The sequence below is a fragment of the Clostridium sp. OS1-26 genome, from assembly GCF_030915445.1.
Taxonomy (GTDB): Bacteria; Bacillota; Clostridia; order Clostridiales; family Clostridiaceae; genus Clostridium_AM.
Window position 1 is genome coordinate 2,099,821 of sequence record NZ_CP133264.1, and the last position, 20,425, is coordinate 2,120,245.

Sequence of the window (20,425 nt, forward strand, 5' to 3'; positions counted from 1 at the left end):
CTGAGCCCTTCTTTTGACAAGGTTATATTTGTTATCACAACTTCACTTTCGCTAGAAATATTTTTTTTATTGCTTGATAAATAGAATAGGTAGATATTAGAAACATATCGGCATGTACAATTTTATCTATATTGTTATCCTCAAAGGAATAAGTTTTGACCTTAATAAGTTCACCGAATAATTCATTTAATTGTTTGCAATAAAATTTTACAACTTCGGATGCAAATGCGACTATTGCAATTACCTTTGGCATAAGTTTTTCCTCCTAATCACAATTTAATAATATTTTACTTAGATAGTCTTGTTCTGTCTACTGGTTTATACTACTATAATAAGCTTTATGCTGGAATTTATAAAATAGATAATAGTACATTCTATATTTTTGGTATGGGTTTAGCGGAGGGGATTGGGTATTATGTATACTAAGAAACTTTTAATGGGTTATTTAATTTATAAAGTGGATATAATCCAGATATGATACAATATATAATAAAGCAAAGAATAAATAGCTTTAGGCAATTATCTAAAACTATTTATTCTTGATTATGTATCTTTAACTAAGTAACAAGGGAGTATATATAAAATGTTGCAAAAATCAAGAGAGATTTTAAAAAAATATTATGGATACTCTGAATTTAGAGTTGCTCAAGAACAAATAGTAGAAAGTATATTAAAAGGCAAGGATACTTTAGCTATTATGCCTACAGGAGCAGGAAAATCTATATGTTTTCAGATACCAGCATTGTTAATGGAAGGCATAACTATAGTAATATCACCTTTAATATCTCTTATGAAGGATCAAGTTGATTATCTAAGGCAAATAGGAATAGAGGCAGCTTATATAAATAGTTCATTAGATAATCTAGAACTTCAAGAAACTCTATTTTATGCTAGAAGCGGAAAGTATAAGCTTATTTATATTGCACCAGAAAGATTAGAATCAGAAAGTTTTTGTAATCTTTTAAAGGAGTTGAACATTCCACTTGTAGCGGTAGATGAAGCACATTGTGTATCTCAGTGGGGTCATGATTTTAGACCAAGCTATAAAAGAATTAGTTCATTTATAAACAAACTTTCCAAGAGACCAGTAATAGCAGCCTTCACGGCTACAGCTACCGAGGTGGTAAGGAAGGATATGTTAGAACTTTTAGATTTATCAAATCCCAAGGTATTTGTAACTGGCTTTGATAGAAAAAATTTGAGTTTTACAGTTATAAAGGGTGAAGATAAAGATAACTTTTTAAAGGAATATATAGCAAACAATAAAAGTAAAATTGGAATCATATATACCTCTACAAGAAAAGAGGCAGAAAGTCTATATAGTAAGCTGCATCAAAAAGGATATAAAGTAGGAGTATATCATGCTGGTTTAAGTGAAAATCAAAGGAATCAAGTTCAAGAGGACTTTTCCTTTGATGATATAGATATTATTGTTGCAACTAATGCATTTGGTATGGGAATAGACAAGTCAAATGTCAGATACGTTATACATTACAATATTCCTAAAAATATGGAGGCATATTATCAAGAAGCAGGACGTGCAGGAAGAGATGGCGAGGACAGTGAATGTATTATTCTATTTTCGCCAAAAGATATCCAAGTCCAGAAATATTTTATAGATGAGAGCAATATGTCTGAGGAAAGAAAAAACTATGAATATAATAAACTCAGAGTTATGGTAGATTATTGTTATACTTCAAAGTGCCTTAGAGCTTATATTCTTCAGTATTTTGGTGAAATAGAAGTGATGGAAAACTGCGGAAACTGCAGTAACTGCAATGATACTAGAGAAGAAAAAGACATTACTTTAGAGGCTCAGAAAATTTTTTCTTGTGTTTATAGAATGAAAGAACGATTTGGAGTAAATATGATAGCGGATGTGCTTAAGGGCTCAGAGAATAAAAAGGTTTTATCAGCTTCTTTAGATAGGCTTTCTACTTATGGAATAATGAAGGAATTTACTCAAAAACAAATATCATCATTAATAAATAAACTAATAGCTGATGAATATTTATCCATTACAGATGAGGCATATCCAGTAGTAAAATTAAAGCCTAACTCCTATGCAGTATTAAAGAACCAAGAAAAAGTATTTATGAAGATAAGTAAGGTTCAAAAATCTGCAAAGATAGATAACGAATTATTCGCTGTCTTATCAGTATTAAGAAAAGAAATTTCATTAAAAGAAAGTATTCCACCTTTTATGATTTTTCATGATTCGACCCTTAAGGAAATGAGTGAATATTTGCCATCAGATTTAGATTCTTTACTTTTAATTAAGGGAGTAGGAGAGAGAAAAGCAGAGGTATATGGAAAATATTTTTTAGAAGCTATATGTAAATATATGAAGGAAAATAATTTAAAATCGAATATTAAAGAAGAAAAAGAGCTTCCAGAAAAAATAGAAAAGATAAAAACTCATATGGTAACATACAATTTGTATAAAGAGGGAAAAAGTTTAAAGGATATATCAAAGGAAAGAGGGCTAGGTATTACTACTATACAAGAACACATATTTAAATGTTTAATGGACGGTATGGAAATAAATATAGATGATTTTATACAAAAACCTTATGAGAATTTGATATTAGAGGCTATAAAAAATATAGGAGGAAACAAGCTAAAGCCAATAAAGGATGCCCTTCCACAGGAAGTAGATTATATGTCTATAAAAGCAGTTTGGTATAAAGCAAATTTGTGATGATTCTAATATAATATAGGCATTCTCCTAAGGTTCTAGAAGAGGTGAAAGAAAAATCAAGAGACATAATAAAGCTTGGTGGAATGAAAACTTCAGATGGTAGAGATAGAATAAATAGATTATGTGAGGAATTTATAAAAAGAAATATAAGTCCGGGGGGAAGTGCAGATCTACTAGGAGTGCCAGTATTTTTTATATCTTGTAGAAGAATACATAAATAAATACAGATAATTAATTAGGATTAGCATATGATAAGTATTAAGTATTTTAGTAAATTTGTATATTTCAATATTCACGAATGCAGGGTTTAATGGTATAATTATCTAAAGTGTAAAATATTTAGTACATTTTATAATATGAGGTAAGCTATGTTGAAATTATCTATAATAGAAGTTTTTTGAGAACTTTACCAGAGTCATTTATGATCACTTTAGCAGCATATGCATTTTGTAAAAAAAATATAAATATAAAACCTTTTTTTATATCTACTGTTTTATTCTCAATAGTTACTCATTTAGTAAGAATATTGCCGATACACTTTGGTGTACACACTATAATACTTCTTATAGTTTATATTCTATTAATGTATTTTATTAATGATCTCGATATGATTAAATCTGCATCATCAGGGCTAATTTCAATGATTATGCTTTTTGCAGCTGAATGGCTGAATGTATACATATTAACCAATATACTAAATTTGGATATTAATATTATATTTAAAAATCCATTGAAAAAATTATTATACGGTATTCCTTCTTTGTTATTGTTTTCTATTATTATAGTTACAATAGCCTATAAAAATTTGTATTTAGGAAGAACAACTAAAAATATTTCTAGTAGAAAATATATTAAATAATATAAAAAATCGGTATATGAAAAATATTATTTTCAATTGGAGGGGGAAAAATGAAAAACGTTCAAAATAAAATACTTAAAGGGGTTCTAATGTTAGCAACTTCTTTCTTTACGTTCTTTGCACTTTCAACATCAGCTTCAGCTTGTATATGGAGCTTATATCAGCCAAAAGAGCCAAAATGTTTAAGAGACGAATAATATAAAGGTCGATTTTTCGACCTTTACGCTATTCTTAACTCAAAATATAATAGGTGAAAAATATGAATAAAATCATAAATAATAGGCAAAAAAAGTACATGAAATTATATCTATTGTAAAGCTAATCTCTTTACTTTTTTGTGGTATTATAATTTTTAAAAATTTTTTTGATAAAGAAAGTACAATAGCTAAAGTAGGTTGGGGATTTTTAGAAGATGGAATTTCAATAGGATTAACAATTTCTGTATTAATAATGATATATGTCATATGGCTAACTTTTTCTATAAACAAAATAGATGTAAAATATATTAGAATTATACAGATGTTTGAAAATTTTATGTTTATTTTAATATTTACAGCTTTGGTAATTTCATCTGGTGCCCATATAAGTCAATATAAGTTTTTATTTTTATTTATTATAATAACATCAACGATACAATCTGGAATAAAACATGGAATTATAATAGCTTGTATAGCATCAACTATAGTTTTAGACATAGACTTAATTTATGTACCCAATGTAGATATTAATCAATATTTTGAGAATGATTTAATTCTATGTGGAATTTTTATTTTAACCGCTTGGTTACTAGGGTATTATGTGAAAATTGAAAATGAATACGTTGAAGGCTTGTCTAATTTAGCTAATATAGATGGATTAACTGAAATTTATAATCATCGATTTTTTCATGATGCTTTAAAGGAAATAATTGTACAAGCAGAACAGTCAAAACTACCAGTCTCATTAATTATAGCTGATATTGACTATTTTAAGCATTACAATGATATTCATGGACACCAAAAAGGTGATGAAGTTTTAAAAAAGATAGGTTATATATTAAAGAATAATGTAAGAGAAAGTGATATTGTTGCTAGATATGGGGGAGAAGAATTTTCTATTATATTACCAGGCACAGATGAAAATGCTGCATTGGTAGTTGCTGAACGAATTAGAGCAGCAGTAGAAATGTGGGAATTCGAAGGTGAAAAAGATCAGCCTAAAGGAAAAATTACAATATCAGTAGGTGTGTCTACTTTTCCAATTAAAGCAAAAAATGAAATGGAACTAATAAACAGTGCAGATGATGCACTTTATAGGGCGAAGTTTTTTAATAAAAATAGAGTTGAAACCTATTATTCTGTAATTGAAGAGTTGAAAGAGGATATTGAAGCAGAACATATAGATTTAATTACATCCATAAAGACATTAATAAGTGTAATAAATGCAAAAGATAGATATACGTATGGTCATATTGAAAGAGTTGTTATGTTTGCTAAGTTACTAGCAAATAGACTAGAACTTACTGACGAAGAGAAAAAAACCTTAAAATATGGAGCATATTTACATGATATAGGAAAGATAAATATTTCTAAAGAGATCCTTAATAAAAAAATGACGTTGAATAAAGATGAATGGGAGATACTAAAACAGCATCCTGCAAACGGAGTAGAACTTATTGAGTCTGTTGAATCTTTAAAAGATGTAGTACCTTTAATTTTACACCATCATGAACGCTATGATGGAACAGGATATCCAATGCAGTTAAAGAAAAAAGCAATACCATATCTTGCAAGAGTACTAACAGTAGTAGACAGCTTTGATGCAATGACTTCAAATAGACCATATGGTATAAGAAAAACTTATGATGATGCTATTTTAGAACTTAAAAAATGCAGTGGAAGCCAATTTGATCCTGATATTTCAGAGATATTTATTAAAGTGGTTGAAGAGAATAAAGATAAATTTGACAATTTAACTTTATTTAGCGAAAAGTAAAGTTAAAATTGATAAACTTCATCTAATTAATAATGAAATGTTAATATATACAAAAAATTATTATATAAAACTATTGCTTATTGTTTGTATGTATGTTAAACTAAAATAGTTGTGAGTTTAGTAATTACAACATAAAGGATTTAATATTGTTGACAACATCTCCTCTTTTTTAGGAAGTTATGTGAATCAGCTTTAAATCTTAATCTTAAATTATAAGGAGGAATGTTGAAATGGCAGATAAGACTTTAGTTTGTAAAGATTGCGAAAAAGAGTTTGTTTTCACTGAAGGCGAGCAAGCTTTCTACAAAGAAAAAGGTTTCGAAAATGAACCACAAAGATGTCCAGATTGTAGAAGAGCTAGAAAACAACAAAACAACAACAGAGGATTTAGAAGATAATTGAATTTGTTGGTAAACCCTATAAGAGATATCTCTTATAGGGTTTTTGTCCTGTAAATATATAGTTCATTAATAATATAAATAGAATTGCAAGGTATTGTAAAAAATTATTATATAAAAAATATAAAACTAAAGACTTTAGATAAAATTAATGAACAATACATAATGAATTTTTACTAATATGCAAATACTATTAGTACAGTAATGGTAGATTGAAGGAGTGAAATTAATGGGAGATAAAAAGTTTTCTGATTTAGGACTTAGAGAAGATGTACTTAAATCAATAGACGATATGGGCTTTGAGGAACCATCTAAGATTCAAGCAGAAGTAATACCTGTTCTCTTAGAAGGATTTGATGTTATTGGCCAGGCGCAGACTGGAACTGGCAAAACACTTGCCTTTGGAGCTCCAATACTAAGCAATATAGTTAAATCAGAAGGTAAGATAAATACAATTATATTAACACCTACGAGAGAATTGGCGATTCAGGTAAATGATGAATTGAATCGTATAGCTAAATATGTAAAAGTAAAATTATTGCCGGTTTACGGTGGTCAGCCGATTGAAAGACAAATTAAGGCTTTGAGAAGAGGAATAGATATAGTAGTTGGTACTCCTGGAAGGGTATTAGACCTAATGAGAAGGAGAGTCATAGACCTTAGCAATATTGAATTTTTTGTACTTGATGAGGCTGACGAAATGCTCAACATGGGTTTTATTGATGATATAGAAGAAGTAATCAAGAATTGCAGTAAAGAGAGGCAGACGATGTTATTTTCTGCTACAATGCCGAGTGAAATTAAAAAGCTGGCTCAAAGGTATATGAAAAAGGATACTAAGCATATATCCATTGTAAAGAATGAAATGACTGTGTCTACTGTTCATCAGTATTATTATGAAATTAAACAAAAGGATAGATTTGAGTCTCTTTGTAGAATACTAGATGTTGAAGAACCTTCTACTGCAATAATTTTTTGTAAAACTAAAAGAGGTGTAGATGAATTGGTAGAATCTATGCAGGCAAGAGGTTATAACGTAGAAGGTATGCATGGAGATATGAATCAAAATCAAAGATTGAATACTTTAAAGAAGTTTAAGGAAGGTAATCTTGATTTCTTGGTAGCTACAGATGTTGCTGCTAGGGGAATAGACGTTGAAAATGTAACACATGTCATTAACTATGACCTTCCACAGGATACAGAGTCCTATGTTCATAGAATCGGCAGAACTGGAAGAGCTAAAAGGGAGGGAGTAGCATATACTCTTGTTACCGCTAGAGAATATATGGCTCTTAAGCAAATTGAAAAAGCTACAAAAGGCAAGATAAAAAGAAAGGATATTCCAACAGTTGATGAAATATTTGAATCAAAGTATAAAAGCATGTTGGTAAAGGTGAAAGAAACACTAGAAGAAGAAGAGTATAAAAGGTTTGTTCCGTTAGCTACTGAACTCGATGATGACTTTAATCTTGTTGATGTAGCAGCAGCCTTGCTGAATATTATTTATGATAGAGAAGTAAGTTACGATTATACAAAAAATGATATAGGTTCAGCCTCTAACTACACTAGATTGTTTCTAACAGTAGGACGTATGGATAGGCTTAATCCTAAACAATTAGTCCAATTTCTTAGCGAGACTGCTAAAGTAAATAAAGAAGACATTGGCGATATAGACATTCTTGAAAAGTTTTCATTTGTTAATGTAAATGAAGGAGCAGTAGATTCTATAATTAAATACTGTACTGGCAAAAATCTATCTGGGAGAAGAGTTAAAATTGAGGTTTCTAAGAAGAGATAACATATTTTAAAAATTAATCAAGAAAATATTGTTAAGTACCAATAAATAGAGAGAAATTCATAGCATTATACGGAAATTTGCAGAAATATAATTAGAAAATATAAATATTCAATAATATATATATTTGACCAAGAATAAAGACCGAGTTAAAATATAGGGTATGATATTAACAAGTTTCATGGCATAATAATATTTAAGATGCAAGGAAATGTTATGAACAAACTGTAGTTAAGATATATATTGGTTTTATGATTACAGATGAATTACTATATAATACATTTTGAAATAGGATAACTAATTAAATTGAGGTTTTATTATGTCCGATGAAAAGTTCCAATTGCAAGAAAATATACGAAAATTAGCAACTAAAATCATAAAGCATTATAGAGGAAAAGGGCCAGAATGTGTTAAAGTTAAAATAGAGAATAATACGATAACTATACATATAAATGGTATTCTTTCAAATTTATCAGAAATCCTAGTTAAGGAAGGTGCTGTTGATATAGTAAAAGATTATTGGAAGATAATGAAGCCTCATCTTGAGAAGCAGTTTCTAGAGGAAGCTTATGAAGTAGTTGGAAAAAGATTTGAGTATAGTTGGCAAATACGTGATTTAGAAAATAACAATAGAACAATAATTATATTTTTAAAGTTAATAAATGATGGTTCGATTGAAAAGAAGAATGTTTAGTTTTAAATATTTTAGCTTTTAATAAGCCAGTACATGTGTGACGACGCACTTTGTACCGGCTTTTTTATTTTGTATAAATTCTGTAAATTTAATTGTTAAGGAGTGCAATAGAAATGGAAGAAAAAGTGTTAACGGTTTGTCCTTATTGCGGTACTGGATGCAAAATGTATCTAGTTGTTGAAGATGGACAGATAATAAGAGCTGAAGCAGCAGATGGAAGAACTAATGAAGGAAACTTATGCTTAAAGGGATATTATGGCTGGGATTTCTTAAATGACCCTCAGATTTTAACTGCTAGACTAAAAAAACCTATGATAAGAAAGAATGGAGAATTAGAAGAGGTTTCATGGGATGAAGCTATTAGATTTGTCGCAGATAGATTAATTGCTATAAAAGAAAAATATGGTCCAGATGCTATTATGGGAACTGGTTCTGCAAGAGGACCAGGAAATGAAGCAAATTATGTGATGCAAAAATTTATGAGAGCAGTAATCGGAACTAATAATATAGACCACTGTGCTAGAGTTTGACATGCTCCTTCAGTAGCCGGTCTGGCTTACTCATTAGGAAATGGTGCAATGTCTAATTCTATCCCTGAAATAGAAAATACAGATTTATTATTTATATTTGGATATAATGGTGCCGATTCTCACCCAATTGTTGCAAGAAGAATAATTAAGGCTAAAGAAAAAGGTGCTAAAATTATTGTAACTGACCCTAGAATAACTGAATCAGTGAGAATTGCTGATTTATGGTTGCCTTTAAAAGGTGGTACAAATATGGCATTAGTAAATGCTTTTGGTAACGTCTTAATAAATGAAGGCCTTTATGATAAAGAATATGTTGAAAAGTATGTTGAAGGCTTTGAAAATTATAAGGCTTCTGTGGAAAAATATACACCTGAATATGCTGAAAAAATAACTGGAGTTAGTGCAGACGATATTAAAAAGGCTATGAGAGAATATGCAAGTGCTGAGAATGCTATGATTTTATATGGAATGGGTGTTTGTCAATTTTCTCAAGCAGTTGATGTAGTAAAAGGATTGGCTTCCTTAGCATTGTTAACAGGTAATTTTGGAAGACCTAACGTAGGTATTGGACCAGTGCGTGGCCAAAATAATGTACAAGGTACTTGTGATATGGGGACACTTCCTAATGTATTCCCAGGATATCAAGATGTTACAGATGATAAAGCAAGAGAAAAATTTGAGAAAGCATGGGGAGTTAAGCTTCCAAGTAAACTAGGATATAAGCTAACGGAGGTACCTCATTTAGCGTTACATGAAGATAAAATTAAGGCTTACTACATTTTTGGAGAAGATCCTGTTCAGAGTGATCCTAATGCTGGTGAAGTAAGAGAAGTTCTAGATCATTTAGAATTAGTAATAGTTCAGGATATCTTCATGAACAAGACAGCACTTCATGCTGATGTAATATTACCTGCTACTGCATGGGGAGAACATGAGGGAGTATATTCATCTGCTGACCGTGGATTCCAAAGATTTAGAAAAGCAATAGAGGCAAAAGGAGATGTAAAACCTGACTGGCAGATTATATGTGAAGTGGCTACTGCCATGGGTTATCCGATGAGTTATAAAAATACAGAGGAAATTTGGGACGAAATGAGAAGCCTGTGTCCAAGTTTTGCTGGGGCAAGTTATAAGAAAATCGATGAATTAGGAAGTATTCAATGGCCTTGTCCTACTGAAGAACATAAAGGTACTCCATACTTATATGAAGGTAACGACTTTACTACGCCTAGTGGTAAAGGACAATTATTTGCCTCTGAGTGGAGACCGCCTATGGAATTACCTGATGAGGAGTATCCATTAAGTTTATCAACTGTAAGAGAAGTAGGACACTACTCTGTAAGGACTATGACCGGAAACTGCCGTGCACTGCAACAGCTAGCAGATGAACCTGGATATATTCAAGTGAGCCTAGAAGATGGAAAAGAACTCGGAATCGGAGATCAAGAGCTGGTAAGAATAAGCTCACGTAGAGGAAGCATAATAGCAAGGGCGCTAATTACTGACAGAGTAAAAAAAGGTGCTACCTACATGACATATCAATGGTGGATTGGAGCTTGTAATGAGTTAACAAGTGATCATATGGACCCTATTTCCAAAACCCCTGAGTATAAGTATTGTGCGATAAAAGTGGAAAAAATCCAAGATCAAGCATGGGCTGAACAATATGTAAGAGATGAATATGATAAGCTTAGAAAACAAATGCATGTAAAAAGATAAATAAATTTATGTAATATATCATATTGAAATGTTATACTAATATAAGTGGATAATAATTGTAAAAATTAAATATTTTAGATATGTAGACTAAAAATAGAAGAGTAATAATAAAGCACAATATTAAAACTTACATATAAAATTAAGAAAGGTGGAGTGAAGATGAAAACAACTTCTAATTCATTTGTTGTAGCTAATTCAAACAAATGTATAGGGTGTAAAGCTTGTGAAGTAGCATGCTTTACGGTTCATAATGGAAATAACAATGTTGTTGCTACCGTTGGAACTGTTACAACTCCTATTATTCCAAGATTAAATGTTATTAGAGGCGAAGGATATGCTATGCCAGTTCAATGCAGACAGTGCGAGGATGCACCTTGTGCTAATGTATGTCCTGTAGGAGCAATTAAGCAAGAAAACAACATAATTGTAGTTGATGAAAAAGCTTGCATAGGTTGCAAGACATGCCTAATGGCTTGTCCTGTTGGAGCGATAGATTTACTGCCTCAATACAATAAAGGAGAAGAAGTAATTCAGATCAACTTAATGGAAGATGGAGAAGATGGTCTAAAGGAGAAAGTAAAAAGCGTTGCTTATAAATGCGATTTGTGTAGGGAAAACGGAAAGCCAGCTTGTGTAAATGCTTGTCCTCAGAAAGTTCTAACTCTAGTAACACCTGAAAAAGAGAAAAAAGCTCGTAATAAAGCGGCTGCATTGAGTTTATTGGAAACAGTAAAAAACTACAAATAGAATATTACTTCAATTGTAAGGAGAGGAAAGTTAAATATGTCAATAAATATAATTAATATTGATAAGGGGCTATGTACAGGATGCAGACGTTGTGCGGAAGTTTGCCCTGTTAATGCTATAGAAGGTGAAGATGGAAAACCTCAAATTATAAATTCAGATCGTTGTGTTGTTTGTGGACAATGTGTGCAAATCTGCAATGTATATGCTTCAAGTTTTGAAGAGGATATAGAGTCTAGAAATAAAAAACTTGAACAAAGAGGAGCACTAGAAAGCGTTAGAGAGCCACTTTTTGCTGCATACAATGTAGGACATGCTAAGTTAGTTAAGGAAGCACTATCTAATCCTAGATTGTATAAACTTGTACAATGTGCTCCTGCTGTAAGAGTTGCTTTAGCAGAAGAATTTGGAATGCCACTTGGAACTTTAACTCCTGGAAAGATGGCAGCAGCACTTCGTCGTTTGAATTTTGATAAAGTATATGATACTAACTTTGCGGCAGATCTGACTATAATGGAAGAAGGCAGTGAATTAATACAAAGAGTAACTAATGGTAAAAATTTACCGATGTTTACTTCCTGCTGTCCTGCTTGGGTAAAATTTGCTGAGCAAGAGTATCCAGAGCTCTTAAATCATCTTTCAAGCTGCAAATCGCCACAGCAGATGGGTGGAGTACTTTTTAAAACTTATGGAGCTAAAATAGATGATATAGATCCAGCTAAAATTTTTAGTGTAGCTATTATGCCGTGCACATGCAAGCAATTTGAATGCGATAGACCAGAAATGAATGATAGTGGATATAAAGATGTGGATGTAGTTTTAACTACAAGAGAGTTAGCTCAGTTAATTAAAGATATGGAAATTGATTTTAATAATTTACCGAATGAAGAATTTGATTCAGCATTAGGAAACTATTCTGGTGCTGGCACTATTTTTGGTGTTACAGGCGGCGTTATGGAAGCTGCATTAAGAACGGGGTACGAGCTAATTACTAAAGAAACCATTCCTAACATAGACTTAGAGTTTGTCAGGGGAGGTAATGGAGTAAGAAAGGCTACTGTCGAAGTAGGAAGTTTGGAGTTAAAGGTTGCCGTAGTTTCAGGATTAAAAAATGTAGTGCCATTATTGGAAGATGTGAAAAAAGGAAAATGTGACTTCCATTTCATAGAAGTAATGACTTGTCCAGAAGGCTGTATCAGTGGTGGAGGACAACCAAAGCTTCTTTTAGAAGAATATAGAGAAGTTGCATATGAGCAAAGAAAAGCTGCTACTTATAACCATGACTCTAAATTAGAAATAAGAAAATCTCATGAAAATCCTGATATTATAAAATTATATGATGAGTTCTTAGGTGAGCCATTAGGTCACCAATCTCACCATCTTTTACACACTAAGTATACGTCAAGAAAGGAGTAAGGGTAATGAATACTTTTGTAGTTGCAGATCCTAATAAATGTATAGGGTGCAGAACCTGTGAAATTGCTTGTGTTGTAGCTCACTCCGATACAAATATATTTACATCACAAAGCTCTGAGATTGAATTTTATCCACGTTTAAGTGTTGTAAAAACCGCCCAGGTAAGTGCGCCAATTCAGTGTAGACAATGTGAGGATGCACCTTGTGCCAATGCATGCCCAAATGGCTCTATTACAAATAAGAATGGAGTTGTTTATATTAATAGAACAACTTGCGTAGGTTGCAAGACCTGTCTTGTAGCATGCCCTCTAGGAGCTATTGAGTTGGTCTCAGAGTATAATAAGGGAGAAAAAGTATTGCAGCAAGGACTAAAGGTTATTGATTCTGGAAAGCTATGCTTTAAAGAAAAAATAGTAGCTAATAAATGTGATTTATGTATAGGAAGAGAAAAAGGGCCAGCTTGTGTAGAAGTTTGTCCTACTAATGCATTTAATATAATTAAATCTGATAAGCTTACTCAATCAGTTAAGGATAAGAGAAAAAAGAGCGCATTAGAATTATCTCATATTACAGCAAAATAATAATCGAGATTAAGAATTATAATATGAAAACTCCGGCGTGCCAGCTGGAGTTTTTAAAATACAATCGATTCTGAGCAGTAAACTGAATCAGGTGTATCAACAACTTAAATATTGAGTATATGTGAGTATAATAAAGAATTACTATATTAATCTTACAAAATGATAGCTATAATAAATGTTCTATATAGTAAATCATGATAAGATAACATTCGTCGCTTGAGTGAGCGGCAAACAAGTTAAAAAAGTTAGTCAAAAATATGTTGACAACAAGTTAGCTTGTGTGATACTATAATGAAGCTGTCAAGAGTAGCTAAGCTTAACAAAAAGAATTCAAAAAAAGTTCTTGACAAAGTTAAGTAAGTATGAGAAAATGTATAAGCTGTCTTGAACGACAGATGATCCTTGAAAATTAAACAGAGGTTAAAAATCAAGATGATTTTTATTAAGTAAACTAAACCAGCAATTCTTTTGAACTACTTGTTAGTAGTCAAAAACAACAGTAATGAGCATTCAAACTTTTAAATTGAGAGTTTGATCCTGGCTCAGGACGAACGCTGGCGGCGTGCCTAACACATGCAAGTCGAGCGATGAAACCCTTCGGGGTGGATTAGCGGCGGACGGGTGAGTAACACGTGGGTAACCTGCCTCAAAGAGGGGGATAGCCTCCCGAAAGGGAGATTAATACCGCATAACATTAGTTTTTCGCATGGAGAACTAATTAAAGGAGTAATCCGCTTTGAGATGGACCCGCGGCGCATTAGCTAGTTGGTGAGGTAAAGGCTCACCAAGGCGACGATGCGTAGCCGACCTGAGAGGGTGATCGGCCACATTGGAACTGAGACACGGTCCAGACTCCTACGGGAGGCAGCAGTGGGGAATATTGCACAATGGGCGAAAGCCTGATGCAGCAACGCCGCGTGAGTGATGAAGGCCTTCGGGTTGTAAAGCTCTGTCTTTTGGGACGATAATGACGGTACCAAAGGAGGAAGCCACGGCTAACTACGTGCCAGCAGCCGCGGTAATACGTAGGTGGCGAGCGTTGTCCGGATTTACTGGGCGTAAAGGATGCGTAGGCGGATTTTTAAGTGAGATGTGAAATACCCGGGCTTAACTTGGGTGCTGCATTTCAAACTGGAAGTCTAGAGTGCGGGAGAGGAGAGTGGAATTCCTAGTGTAGCGGTGAAATGCGTAGAGATTAGGAAGAACACCAGTGGCGAAGGCGACTCTCTGGACCGTAACTGACGCTGAGGCATGAAAGCGTGGGTAGCAAACAGGATTAGATACCCTGGTAGTCCACGCCGTAAACGATGAGTACTAGGTGTAGGAGGTATCGACTCCTTCTGTGCCGCAGTTAACACAATAAGTACTCCGCCTGGGAAGTACGATCGCAAGATTAAAACTCAAAGGAATTGACGGGGGCCCGCACAAGCAGCGGAGCATGTGGTTTAATTCGAAGCAACGCGAAGAACCTTACCTAGACTTGACATCTCCTGAATTACTCGTAATGGAGGAAGCCCTTCGGGGCAGGAAGACAGGTGGTGCATGGTTGTCGTCAGCTCGTGTCGTGAGATGTTAGGTTAAGTCCTGCAACGAGCGCAACCCTTATCATTAGTTGCTACCATTAAGTTGAGCACTCTAGTGAGACTGCCCGGGTTAACCGGGAGGAAGGTGGGGATGACGTCAAATCATCATGCCCCTTATGTCTAGGGCTACACACGTGCTACAATGGGTAATACAAAGAGAAGCAATACAGTGATGTGGAGCAAAACTATAAAATTACCCTCAGTTCGGATTGTAGGCTGAAACTCGCCTACATGAAGCTGGAGTTGCTAGTAATCGCGAATCAGCATGTCGCGGTGAATACGTTCCCGGGCCTTGTACACACCGCCCGTCACACCATGAGAGCTGGCAACACCCGAAGTCCGTAGTCTAACCGTAAGGAAGACGCGGCCGAAGGTGGGGTTAGTGATTGGGGTGAAGTCGTAACAAGGTAGCCGTAGGAGAACCTGCGGCTGGATCACCTCCTTTCTAAGGAGTCGACAAGATAGGTAATTCTATCTTGAAGGTTTGTTTACACTCTGTTTAATTTTGAAGGATCATAGTATTCTTCAATTGTTCTTTGAAAATTGCACAGTGATATATAAATAAAAGTAAAGCTGAAGGTAAAACTACTTATTATATAAGTAAGTAACCTTTGTAGATTTAAGAATTAATATAAATTAATAGTAGCGAGCAGAACAAGGAAGCAACCGAATGAGGAGCGGAGTTTACTTTAAGGTAAATGAGCACCGCAGTGAGGGAAGCTGACGCAGTAATGCGAAGGTAATATTAATTTAGATGGTCAAGCTACAAAGGGCGCATGGTGAATGCCTTGGCACCAGTAGTCGAAGAAGGACGTGATAAGCTGCGATAAGCTTCGGGTAGGCGCAAATAGCCTGTGATCCGAAGATTTCCGAATGGGGCAACCCACACTACTAACGTAGTGTACTGTAAACTGAATTCATAGGTTTATAGGGATATACCCGGGGAACTGAAACATCTAAGTACCCGGAGGAAGAGAAAGAAAAATCGATTTCCTGAGTAGCGGCGAGCGAAAGGGAAAGAGCCCAAACCAGGAACTTGTTCCTGGGGTTGCGGACAGATCATAAACGGAGAGGTATCTTAATTGAAGAGAGCTGGAAGGCTCCGCCGTAGAAGGTAACAGCCCTGTAAGTGAAAAGAGAAGACTCTAGATCTGCTCCAGAGTACCACGAGACACGTGAAACCTTGTGGGAAGCAGGGAGGACCACCTCCCAAGGCTAAATACTAACTGGTGACCGATAGTGAAGCAGTACCGTGAGGGAAAGGTGAAAAGAACCCCGGGAGGGGAGTGAAATAGAACCTGAAACCGTGTGTCCACAACCGGTCAAAGCACTTTTACGTGCGATGACGTGCTTTTTGTAGAACGAGCCAGCGAGTTACGATATGTAGCAAGGTTAAGCACTTAAGGTGCGCAGCCGAAGGGAAACCGAGTCTGAATAGGGCAATAAGTTGCATGTCGTAGACCCGAAACCGGGTGACCTATCCATGGACAGGTTGAAGCGGAAGTAAAATTCCGTGGAGGACCGAACCACGTTGGTGTTGAAAAACCATGGGATGAGCTGTGGATAGCGGAGAAATTCCAATCGAACTCGGAGATAGCTGGTTCTCCTCGAAATAGCTTTAGGGCTAGCGTTGAGAATGAGTAATGGAGGTAGAGCACTGAATGGGCTAGGGGCTGACAACAGTTACTGAACCCTATCAAACTCCGAATGCCATATACTTGAATCTCAGCAGTCAGACTACGAATGATAAGATCCGTGGTCAAAAGGGAAACAGCCCAGATCATCAGCTAAGGTCCCAAAGTGTAAGTTAAGTGGAAAAGGATGTGGGATTTCTAAGACAACTAGGATGTTGGCTTAGAAGCAGCCACTCATTCAAAGAGTGCGTAATAGCTCACTAGTCGAGAGATCCTGCGCCGAAGATGTCCGGGGCTAAAACTTACCACCGAAGCTATGGGCTCGAAAGAGCGGTAGAGGAGCTTCCTGTATGGATTGAAGTCGTACCGAAAGGAGCGGTGGACTGTACAGGAGTGAGTATGCTGGCATAAGTAGCGAGAAATAAGTGAGAATCTTATTGGTCGAAAACCTAAGGTTTCCTGAGGAAGGCTCGTCCGCTCAGGGTTAGTCGGGACCTAAGCCGAGGCCGAAAGGCGTAGGTGATGGACAATCGGTTGATATTCCGATACCGCCAACTGACGTTATTACAAATGGGATGACGCAGGAGGATAAGATGTGCGCACTATTGGATGTGCGTCTAAGCGTTTAGGTATACAGGATAGGCAAATCCGCCTGTATTAGCTGAGGCGTGATGGGGAGCCCTTTCGGGCGAAGTATCTGATTCCACGCTGTCAAGAAAAGTCTCTATGGAGGAAGTTGGTGCCCGTACCGCAAACCGACACAGGTAGGTGAGGAGAGAATCCTAAGACCAGCGGAAGAATTGTTGTCAAGGAACTCGGCAAATTGACCCCGTAAGTTAGCGATAAGGGGTGCCTACGCAAGTAGGTCGCAGAGAATAGGCCCAAGCAACTGTTTAGCAAAAACACAGGTCTCTGCTAAAGCGAAAGCTGATGTATAGGGGCTGACGCCTGCCCGGTGCTGGAAGGTTAAGGGGAACACTTAGCGCAAGCGAAGGTGTGAACTTAAGCCCCAGTAAACGGCGGCCGTAACTATAACGGTCCTAAGGTAGCGAAATTCCTTGTCGGGTAAGTTCCGACCCGCACGAATGGCGTAATGACTTGGGCACTGTCTCGACAACAAATCCGGCGAAATTGTAGTGCAAGTGAAGATGCTTGCTACCCGCGATTGGACGGAAAGACCCCGTAGAGCTTTACTGTAGCTTAGCATTGAGTTTCGGTATTGTCTGTACAGGATAGGTGGGAGACTGAGAAGTAAGGGCGTCAGCTCTTATGGAGTCATCCTTGGGATACCACCCTGACAGTACTGGGATTCTAACCGGCGGCCATGAATCTGGTCACGGGACATTGTTAGGTGGGCAGTTTGACTGGGGCGGTCGCCTCCTAAAAAGTAACGGAGGCGCCCAAAGGTTCCCTCAGAACGGTTGGAAATCGTTCGTAGAGTGCAAAGGCAGAAGGGAGCCTGACTGCGACACATACAAGTGGAGCAGGGACGAAAGTCGGGCTTAGTGATCCGGTGGTTCCTCGTGGGAGGGCCATCGCTCAACGGATAAAAGCTACCTCGGGGATAACAGGCTGATCTCCCCCAAGAGTCCACATCGACGGGGAGGTTTGGCACCTCGATGTCGGCTCGTCGCATCCTGGGGCTGAAGTAGGTCCCAAGGGTTGGGCTGTTCGCCCATTAAAGCGGCACGCGAGCTGGGTTCAGAACGTCGTGAGACAGTTCGGTCCCTATCCGTCGCGGGCGTAGGAAATTTGAGAGGAGCTGTCCTTAGTACGAGAGGACCGGGATGGACTGACCTCTGGTGCACCAGTTGTTCCGCCAGGAGCACAGCTGGGTAGCTATGTCGGGACGGGATAAACGCTGAAAGCATCTAAGCGTGAAGCCCACCTCAAGATTAGATTTCCCATAGCGTAAGCTAGTAAGACCCCTTGAAGAACACAAGGTTGATAGGTCAGAGGTGTAAGCATGGTAACATGTTCAGCTGACTGATACTAATAGGTCGAGGGCTTGACCAAATATAATTCACTGTGCAATTTTCAGAGAACAAATATTTGAAAATTTGTTGTTGCAAAAAGTAGCAACAAAATTGATAGAAGCGAGTAGATCGAGGAAAAGTATGAGTGAGGAGCGGAGTTTACTGGTAAGTAAATGAGCACCGCAGTGAATGCTTTGACGAAGAGATGCGAAGCTTATAGCAATTTTCCTAAATCTGGTGGTAATGACGTGAAGGATACACCCGTTCCCATTCCGAACACGAAGGTTAAGCTTCATAGTGCCGATGGTACTGCAGGGGAGACCCTGTGGAAGAGTAGGTCGTCGCCAGGTAATATGAAAGACACTAAGCAAATGCTTGGTGTTTTTTTATTTGCATGGAAATAAATATAGGCATAATCTATAATAGAACTTTATAATTTGCAAAATTAATATAGAAGTATATCTAACAAATTATATTTACATATATCACTATATACTTAGGAGCACAATTTAATATATCAGTAAGAATTAATTGTATCAAACCAATTCTAACTTAGTTTTAAATTGAATTTATGAAATTTTATAGATTTAGCCTTATTAAAAGATTAATGCATAAATTAGAATTGGTATATGTTGGTTAAAATTATATCCGATATAATGAATATAAAAAATAATTAACTTTAAGTTCATATATTATAAGCAAGGAATTTAATAACTAAGTTCAGATAACTTAAAACATGTAAAGGTAGGTGAAAATGTGGATAAAAGAAAAAAGATTAAATTAAAAAAGAAAAAAACATAATCTTTGTAGCTACAGTGGGCTTATTCTCAGCTATCATACTAGCTTTTAGTACAGTTAAGTTTATGAACTTCATAAGTGATAAAGCAAACTCAGCCTCTTTTTTAATACTCTTTCGGAGCATGGGACCAATTTGTTGTATATCATCTCGAATATCATATAAAAGTTCTAAAGCTGCAGTTGCCTCTAATTTTTCGCTTGGTATTTCTACCATATTTGCAAAAATAGAGGTTTCAGTTCTGGATGCGACCAAAGGTGATTCTACGTTATCAACGTATACAAGAGTTCTTCTTCCAGGACCGCACTCGTCTTCAATGCGCTCTAAACTGATAATTTTGTTATTCTACATCTTAATTTTAGTTATAAAGAGAGAGGCATAGAGGGGGAGATCTACTGATCTTAGCTTGGATATTATTGTCTATAATCAAATATTTTCATATAAACTGAGTCAGGCGTATCACTATATTAAATAATGAGCATACTAAAGAATGAATGAGAATTGTGATGATCATTTGAAATGAAGATATGTATCACTGGTTTTTTATATCTACATACATGATAAAATATCACTTGTCGCTTGAAGGAGCGGCAACACAAACAAGAAATAGTCACAATACAATATCGCGGGGTGGAGCAGCTGGTAGCTCGTTGGGCTCATAACCCAAAGGTCGTAGGTTCAAGTCCTGCCCCCGCAACCAAAAAGTATTGACAACAAATTAGGTTGTATGATACTATCTAAAAGCTGTCTAATGCATAGCTTAAAATTAAGCTCAGTAATTGTTAATTTGGGAATAAATTGCTAATTGACAGATAGAGACAAGCATGATAAGATGTAAATCCAATCGCAAATCAGCGATAACTTGGTGAAGTTGAATTGGTAATAAATTACTAGTTGACGAACTGAGGTAAACATGATAAGATATAAATCCAGTCGCAAATGAGCGACATGATCCTTGAAAATTAAACAGAGTTTAGAAGTCAAAATGACTTTTATTAAGTAAACTAAACCAGCAATTCTTTTGA

Annotated in this window: 14 protein-coding genes, 1 tRNA gene and 3 rRNA genes; 16 read left to right on the forward strand and 2 right to left on the reverse strand. The window is 35.7% G+C overall.

What is annotated here, in order from left to right; genetic code table 11:
- Nucleotides 1-34: 34 nt before the first annotated feature.
- Nucleotides 35-253, reverse strand: coding sequence for a hypothetical protein (locus tag RCG18_RS10335; RefSeq protein WP_308041217.1), 219 nt, complete (start codon nt 251-253; stop codon nt 35-37).
- A gap of 330 nt (nt 254-583) precedes the next feature.
- On the opposite strand from RCG18_RS10335, the gene recQ reads away from it, so the two are divergent.
- The 15 genes from recQ to rrf all read left to right on the forward strand — a co-directional run bounded on the left by recQ (nt 584) and on the right by rrf (nt 18,954).
- Nucleotides 584-2,701 carry a DNA helicase RecQ gene (recQ, locus tag RCG18_RS10340; protein ID WP_308041218.1) on the forward strand — a complete coding sequence of 706 codons (2,118 nt, stop codon included), beginning with the start codon at nt 584-586 and terminating at the stop codon, nt 2,699-2,701.
- 44 nt (nt 2,702-2,745) lie between these two features.
- Complete coding sequence (locus RCG18_RS10345; RefSeq protein ID WP_308041219.1) at nt 2,746-2,922, forward strand: triphosphoribosyl-dephospho-CoA synthase; 177 nt, start codon at nt 2,746-2,748, stop codon at nt 2,920-2,922.
- A 176-nt stretch (nt 2,923-3,098) separates the two neighbouring features.
- The gene (locus RCG18_RS10350; protein ID WP_308041220.1) at nt 3,099-3,560 is read left to right on the forward strand and encodes a hypothetical protein; all 462 of its coding nucleotides are present in this window, start codon (nt 3,099-3,101) and stop codon (nt 3,558-3,560) included.
- A gap of 50 nt (nt 3,561-3,610) precedes the next feature.
- A complete protein-coding gene (locus RCG18_RS10355) occupies nt 3,611-3,757 on the forward strand; it encodes a cyclic lactone autoinducer peptide (RefSeq protein WP_308041221.1) in 147 nt (48 codons plus the stop codon).
- A 253-nt stretch (nt 3,758-4,010) separates the two neighbouring features.
- Nucleotides 4,011-5,534, forward strand: coding sequence for a diguanylate cyclase (locus RCG18_RS10360; RefSeq protein WP_308041222.1), 1,524 nt, complete (start codon nt 4,011-4,013; stop codon nt 5,532-5,534).
- A gap of 230 nt (nt 5,535-5,764) precedes the next feature.
- Nucleotides 5,765-5,932 carry a zinc-ribbon domain-containing protein gene (locus RCG18_RS10365; RefSeq protein ID WP_178908889.1) on the forward strand — a complete coding sequence of 56 codons (168 nt, stop codon included), beginning with the start codon at nt 5,765-5,767 and terminating at the stop codon, nt 5,930-5,932.
- Between the two features lie 229 nt (nt 5,933-6,161).
- Nucleotides 6,162-7,730, forward strand: a complete 1,569-nt coding sequence (locus tag RCG18_RS10370) for a DEAD/DEAH box helicase (RefSeq protein WP_308041223.1) — start codon at nt 6,162-6,164, stop codon at nt 7,728-7,730.
- A 316-nt stretch (nt 7,731-8,046) separates the two neighbouring features.
- On the forward strand, nt 8,047-8,421 hold the full coding sequence (locus RCG18_RS10375; RefSeq protein ID WP_308041224.1) for a Na-translocating system protein MpsC family protein: 375 nt from the start codon (nt 8,047-8,049) through the stop codon (nt 8,419-8,421).
- Nucleotides 8,422-8,534: 113 nt separating this feature from the next.
- On the forward strand, nt 8,535-10,670 hold the full coding sequence (fdhF, locus tag RCG18_RS10380) for a formate dehydrogenase subunit alpha (RefSeq protein WP_308041225.1): 2,136 nt from the start codon (nt 8,535-8,537) through the stop codon (nt 10,668-10,670).
- Nucleotides 10,671-10,829: 159 nt separating this feature from the next.
- Nucleotides 10,830-11,417: a 4Fe-4S dicluster domain-containing protein gene (locus tag RCG18_RS10385; protein WP_308041226.1), complete on the forward strand. Its 588-nt coding sequence runs from the start codon at nt 10,830-10,832 to the stop codon at nt 11,415-11,417.
- A gap of 36 nt (nt 11,418-11,453) precedes the next feature.
- The gene (locus RCG18_RS10390; protein ID WP_308041227.1) at nt 11,454-12,830 is read left to right on the forward strand and encodes a [FeFe] hydrogenase, group A; all 1,377 of its coding nucleotides are present in this window, start codon (nt 11,454-11,456) and stop codon (nt 12,828-12,830) included.
- 5 nt (nt 12,831-12,835) lie between these two features.
- The gene (locus RCG18_RS10395; protein ID WP_308041229.1) at nt 12,836-13,411 is read left to right on the forward strand and encodes a 4Fe-4S dicluster domain-containing protein; all 576 of its coding nucleotides are present in this window, start codon (nt 12,836-12,838) and stop codon (nt 13,409-13,411) included.
- Nucleotides 13,412-13,930: 519 nt separating this feature from the next.
- Nucleotides 13,931-15,439, forward strand: a 16S ribosomal RNA gene (locus tag RCG18_RS10400).
- A gap of 311 nt (nt 15,440-15,750) precedes the next feature.
- A 23S ribosomal RNA gene (locus tag RCG18_RS10405) occupies nt 15,751-18,644 on the forward strand.
- A gap of 193 nt (nt 18,645-18,837) precedes the next feature.
- Nucleotides 18,838-18,954, forward strand: a 5S ribosomal RNA gene (gene rrf / locus RCG18_RS10410).
- The 16S, 23S and 5S rRNA genes sit together here, the layout of an rRNA operon.
- Nucleotides 18,955-19,379: 425 nt before the next feature.
- On the opposite strand, the gene RCG18_RS10415 is transcribed toward rrf, so the two are convergent.
- The gene (locus RCG18_RS10415) at nt 19,380-19,616 is read right to left on the reverse strand and encodes a hypothetical protein (RefSeq protein ID WP_308041230.1); all 237 of its coding nucleotides are present in this window, start codon (nt 19,614-19,616) and stop codon (nt 19,380-19,382) included.
- Between the two features lie 408 nt (nt 19,617-20,024).
- Here RCG18_RS10415 and RCG18_RS10420 point away from each other — a divergent pair.
- A tRNA-Met gene (locus tag RCG18_RS10420) sits at nt 20,025-20,100 on the forward strand.
- The last annotated feature ends 325 nt before the right edge of the window (nt 20,101-20,425 follow it).